Source organism: Spirillospora sp. NPDC046719 (assembly GCF_040645715.1).
GTDB lineage: Bacteria > Actinomycetota > Actinomycetes > Streptosporangiales > Streptosporangiaceae > Spirillospora.
Window position 1 is genome coordinate 1 of the sequence record NZ_JBEYYT010000536.1, and the last position, 5,474, is coordinate 5,474.

Consider the following 5,474-nt stretch of genomic DNA (forward strand, 5'->3'; position numbering starts at 1 on the left):
CGGCGGCGATGACCTGCACCCGGCCGGCCGGGACGTCCAGGGTCGCGGTGATCGGGGCGGGGGTGGCGAAGGTGTTCATCGTCTGCTCCTTGCTGGGGGGCCGCCCTTGCGGCCCGCTTGTTTCTGACAACGCAAACGCTACGTTGCCTTTCCATACTCGGCAAGAAGCTTGTTGCACGAAACCACTGTCTTCGCTGGTAGATCCTTGATTATTGTTGCAACAGTTCGGGGAGTAATGCAACGACATCGCTCCTTGCGTTGCAATAGATTGGGAGTGAACGCTACAGCGGGAGCAGTTGGCGTCATGAGATGGATCAGGCTCGTCCATGCCTGAGGTGGTGGGCGGCGGCGGTCCTGCCGGTTGCCGTGCCGGGCTGGCGCAGCACACCCGGGAGTGCGCCTGGGACGCTTACTGAGGCGCGGAACGTGAACGCGTCATGGCTCTCGCGCAGCGCCGCGTCGATGTTGACGAGGCGGGGTTCGTCGGGCCGCCCGGCGTGCTCACCCTGGTCTCAGGGTGCTGATCAGCCCTCTGGTGCAGGGCCAGCCGCAGCGCCCACCCGGTGATCACTCCGTCGCTGCTGCGCGGCATCGCGCAGATTCCAGGTCGCGCTCGGTCTGATGCTTCTACTCGCGCGCTGGATGCTTAGCCGATCCCGGTCCCCTCAGGTAGCGGCGCCGTCGCTACCTGGTCGCTCTGCTTCCGGTCGTCCTTGTTCTCCGGCGGGCGGGCCATACGTCCTATCCCTTCGGTCGGCGGGAAGGGATGAAGGGCTGGTCAGCACGTGGAATGGAAAAGGCCTCCGACGGCGACCTCGGCGGCCAGCCTGTGTACATGTCCACGGCCGCTTTCGTTTCTTCCACGTGGACCTCGACGCCGTGCTTCTGCAGCAGTTCGAGGGTCTCCGGCATGGTGTGCAGCCGCAGCTCCATGCCTCGGCTGAGGACCACGGTCGTGCACCCGTGGTCGAGGAGTTCCTGGACGTCCGCGGGCTGGATCCCCGGCTCGTGCCGGGTTCCGTGCTCGCCCCAGTCCCATTCCCGGCCACCGCCGGGATACAGCTTGAAGTCCTTGCCGGGCGGGAGCCCTTCGACCTCCATGCGTCCCCAGGAGACGTGGGTGATACGGGGTGATGACGGCATGAGGTCATCATCCCACGCGGTCTTCCGGTCCGCCCTCGCCGCGGACGGCTTTCGCGGAGATGACGGTTTTGATGTGCGGGTCATCTTGCATTCTGTGGTGCATATCGCAGGCCCGGCGGGCTCTGAATGGTGACGGGTGAACCTAGGCTGGAAGTCTCCTCTCGATGCCATTCAGGTGACCCAGGTCACGAAATGCGATTCGCGAAGGGAATGCGAGCCCTTCGGGAAGGGGCGTCACATGATCGACGTCAGTCTCACCGCGGTGTTCGCGGTACTGGGGGCGGGCGCGTTGGCGACCGTTCTGATCAGCGCTCTTCTGGGATGGGTCGTCCGGCCTCGCGGCGGCGGTCCGGCGGCCCCCGCGGGCGGCGTCCACGGCAGGAGGGCGGACGAGCGGCAGCCGGTTTCCTGAGCGGTCGGCGGCTCAGGACTTGAGGAGCGCGAGAACGGCGGCGTCTCCGTGCTGTCCGATGAGGTCGACCGGCGGTTCCGCCTTCTGGTTGGACGCGACGTGCTCCTTCAGTGCCCGCAGGAGCTGGGCGCCTTCGGGGCTGGCGCCGTAGCCGGGGCTGGCGAGGACGAGGTCCCAGAGTCCTCGCGCCTCGTCGAAGGTGTCGGGGAGGCCGCCCTCCTCGATGCCCATGACGGAGCCGATGATCTTCCAGACGCCCATCCAGGTGAGGAGGGCGTCGCCTTCGGGGATGTCCTCGCCGACCGCCCTCAGGCCGAGCAGGGGCGTGTAGGAGAAGGTCAGCAGCGTATAGGCGAGGCTGACCTGGTTGATGTAGGGGTGGTCGGGCGGTGACGGGTACGTCTCCGCGATCGTGGTGTGGCGGACGCCGAGGGACGTGTAGGCGGTCGAGATCCCGTGGCCGCCGGCTCCGTCGGCGAATCCCTTCCGCACCGCGTCCATGACCTGGTCGGTCGTTTCGAGGCGCTCTGGGACGAACCGGGTCTCGGCGAGCCGTCGCGTCTCGACCAGCAGCTTCGCGCCGTCGATGTAGGCGTAGGTCTGCGGGAGGGACCGGACGAGCAGGAGGATCTCGTAGGTCTCGTCGAACGTGGAGTTGACCTGCCCGAATCCCTCGATCAGGGCGAGGTGCCGCCGCGCCGTCTCGGTCGTGAGCGAGCCCCTCTGGAGGAGGGAGTCCAGCAGGTCGCCGTTGGTCGGTTCGTCGCCGGCGGCTTCCATGATCGGCTCAAGGGCCCCGTACAGGGTCCCCTCCTTGCTCTGCGGCCGCTTGCGGGCCTGCGCCAGCTGCTCCTGGGTCGACCACACCATCGGTACCTCCGCGCGCCTCGATTACCCGAAGGCTAAGAGACCAAGGGGTCATCGTGACGATGTGATCACTGACCGTATCCGGACGTCGTGGTGAGTCAGCAGCCCGCGCGTGCCGCGAGGGCTCTGCAGCCGCAAGCGGCCACGCCGTGGGCTTTCAGTCCACGTCGGCGGACGTAGCTCCTCCAGAAAGGGTCGGGTAGCCGGGGCCGCGGTCGAAGAAGGGGGCGGGGCCGCGGTCCGCGCGGATGCGGGCGCGGAGCGCCTCGGTCGCCGCGGCGTCGACCTCGCCGTCGCGGAGGACGACGCCGTAGTCGTCGCGGGCGCCGGCCGGCGACACCTTGCCGTCGCGGACGTCCGCCGCGACGCGGGACGGGTCGCGGTCCAGGGGGTCGCCCCAGCCGCCGCCTCCGGTGGTGCGGATGCGGATGACCTGCCCGGCGCGGACGGGGTGGTCGTCGACGAGGCCGTCCATCGGCGTGCCGTCGATGTCGACGCGGAAGGGGCGGCCGGCGCGGCCTCCGTTGACGCCCCAGCAGGAGAGGATCGAGCGGTCGGCGATCGACATGTAGTGGGCGTCGCGGAGCATGCGGATGTGCTTGTCGTAGCCGAGGCCGCCGCGGAACTCGCCGGGGCCGCCGGAGTCGGTGGCGAGGCCGAGGCGCTCGACGACGAACGGCCAGCGGGCCTCGGCGAACTCGGCGGGGATGTTGCGGGAGTCGGGGACGATGTGGATGGTGTCCTCGCCGTCGGCGTAGGGGCGTCCGCCGGAGCCGCCGCCGAGGACCTCGCGCATCAGGTAGGGGCCGCGGTCGTCCTCGCCGTAGACGCCGGTGTAGCGGATCGTCTCCTGGTCGGCGGGCATGCGCCCGCCGGTGGCCTTGGCGAGGACGCCCGCGAGGACGCCGAGGAGCCGCAGGATGACGAACGTGCGGGCGTTGGTCGGGGCCGGGAAGACGGGCGTGAGGAGGGTGCCCTTCTCCGGGAAGCGCATCTCGATGAGGGGCACGACGCCCTCGTTGACGTCGAGTTCGGCGGCGCGCTCGGGGGTGTCGGCGAGGTTGCGCAGGACGGGCGCCAGCCACTTCTTCAGGAAGACGCCGTCGGAGTAGTCGCCCGCGTGGTTGATCGGGCCCTTGGCCTGCGGGGACGTCCCGGCGAAGTCGATGACGAGCGGGACGTCCGCGGACTTGTCGACGGTGAGGGTGATGCGCTGCGCGTGCAGGCGGGGCGGGTCGACGCCGTCGTGCTCGGCGTAGTCCTCCCACACGAACGTGCCGTCCGGGATCTTGGCGAGCAGCTCGCGGCGGAACGTGTCGGTGGTGCGGGAGATGATCGCGTCGAAGCAGGACTCGACGTCCGCGCGGCCGTAGCGGGCGAACAGGTCGCCGAGGCGGCGGGCGCCCATGAGGCAGGCGGAGCACTCGGCGTCGAGGTCGCCGGCGAGGGAGTCGGGCATCCGCGAGTTGCGGGTCATGATGGCGAGCGCGGCCCGGTTCGGGACGCCCCGGTCCCAGAGCTTGATGGGCGGCACCATCAGGCCCTCCTCGTAGGCGCTGCGGGCGTGGCTCGGCATGGAGCCGGGGACGGCGCCGCCGATGTCGTCGTGGTGCCCGAACGCCTGCACGAACGCGACGACCTCGCCGTCATGGAACACCGGGACGGTCACGCAGAGGTCGGGGAGGTGGCCGATGCCGCCTTCGGACAGGTACACGTCGTTGTGGAAGAACACGTCGCCGGGGCGCATCTCGTCGATCGGGAAGTCCCGGGCGACGGGCTGGACGAGCGCGGAGTAGGAGCGTCCGGTGAGCTTGCGGAGCCGCCGGTCGTGGATGCCGGCGCGGAAGTCGTGGGCGTCCCGGATCATCGGGGAGCGGGCCGTGCGGGCGATGGCCGTCTCCACCTCGCGTTCCACGGACGCGAGGGTGCCCTCGACGATCTCCAGGAGGATCGGGTCGACGCTCATCGGCCCGCCTCCGTCCGGTGCGCCGCGGTCACCACGAGGTCGCCGTGGGGGTCGAGGCGGGCGGTGAAGCCGGGGTGCAGCGGGAGGGTGGAGCCGTACTCCTCGATCACCGCGGGTCCCTCGACGACGTCGCCGGGGGCGAGCTTCTCGCGCCGGTACACCGGTGTCTCCTCCCAGGCGTCGAAGTGCACCGGGCGGGTGCCGGTGCGGGCGCGCGACGGGTCGCCGTCGCCCGGCGGGCGTTCCGGGAGCCGCGGCCGGTCGATCGGCCCGATGCCGGACACGCGGAGGTTGACCCATTCGACGGGATGGCGCGGGTCGTCGCGGTGGCAGTAGCCGTACCGGTCGGCGTGCGCGTCGTGGAAGCGGCGGACGACCTCCGCGCGGAACGCCTCGCCGGGCGGTCCCGCCGGGGCGGTGACGCGGACCTCGAACGCCTGCCCGTAGTAGCGCAGGTCGGCGGACCGGACGAAGCGCCGCCGCCCCTCGGGGAAGCCCTCGCGGGCGAGCGCCGCCCCGGCCTCGTCCTCCAGTTCGGCGAACGCCTCCGCGAGGACGGCGGTGTCCAGCTCGGCGTCGCGGACGACCCGCGTCCGCACGTGGTCGTTCTTCACGTCCACGGTGAGCAGCCCGAGCGCCGACAGGTTGCCGGGGTTCTCCGGGACGACGGCGGCGGGCAGGCCGAGGACGTCGAGCAGCCGGCACGCCAGCAGCGGCCCGGACCCGCCGAACGCGACGAGCGGGTAGTCGCGGACGTCGAGGCCCCGCTGGACGGTGATCTGCCGGATCGCGTTGGCCTGGTTCCACGCGGAGATCTCCAGGATCCCGGCGGCGGCCCGCTCGACGGTGAGGCCGAGTCCGGCGGCGAGCGTTTCGAGCCCGGCGCGGGCGGCGGGCACGTCCAGCGGCACCTCGCCGCCGAGCAGGTGCGGCGGGATGCGGCCGAGGACGGCGTGCGCGTCGGTGACCGTGACCTCGGTGCCGCCGCGGCCGTAGCAGAGCGGGCCCGGGTGGGGGCCGGGGCAGGCCGGCCCCGCCCTCAACGCCCCCGACGGCGCCCCCCGCGCCAACGACCCCCCCCCCGCC

The 5,474-nt window shown here is 71.2% G+C and carries 5 protein-coding genes; 1 reads left to right on the top strand and 4 read right to left on the bottom strand.

The features are described from left to right. Positions 1-741: 741 nt before the first annotated feature. Positions 742-1,143, bottom strand: coding sequence for an Mth938-like domain-containing protein (locus ABZ914_RS45295; protein ID WP_500200870.1), 402 nt, complete (start codon positions 1,141-1,143; stop codon positions 742-744). Positions 1,144-1,381: 238 nt separating this feature from the next. Between ABZ914_RS45295 and ABZ914_RS45300 the strand changes: the two genes are divergently transcribed. After that, positions 1,382-1,555 carry a hypothetical protein gene (locus tag ABZ914_RS45300; RefSeq protein ID WP_500200871.1) on the top strand — a complete coding sequence of 58 codons (174 nt, stop codon included), beginning with the start codon at positions 1,382-1,384 and terminating at the stop codon, positions 1,553-1,555. Between the two features lie 12 nt (positions 1,556-1,567). Here the strand turns inward: ABZ914_RS45300 and ABZ914_RS45305 are convergent, their stop codons facing one another. The 3 genes from ABZ914_RS45305 to ABZ914_RS45315 all read right to left on the bottom strand — a co-directional run. Beyond that, complete coding sequence (locus ABZ914_RS45305; RefSeq protein WP_500200872.1) at positions 1,568-2,425, bottom strand: hypothetical protein; 858 nt, start codon at positions 2,423-2,425, stop codon at positions 1,568-1,570. Positions 2,426-2,579: 154 nt separating this feature from the next. Then, positions 2,580-4,388, bottom strand: a complete 1,809-nt coding sequence (locus ABZ914_RS45310; protein WP_500200873.1) for a hydantoinase B/oxoprolinase family protein — start codon at positions 4,386-4,388, stop codon at positions 2,580-2,582. Further along, on the bottom strand, positions 4,385-5,474 hold a 1,090-nt coding region (locus tag ABZ914_RS45315; RefSeq protein WP_500200874.1), incomplete at its 5' end, for a hydantoinase/oxoprolinase family protein. The genes ABZ914_RS45310 and ABZ914_RS45315, both read right to left, overlap by 4 nt.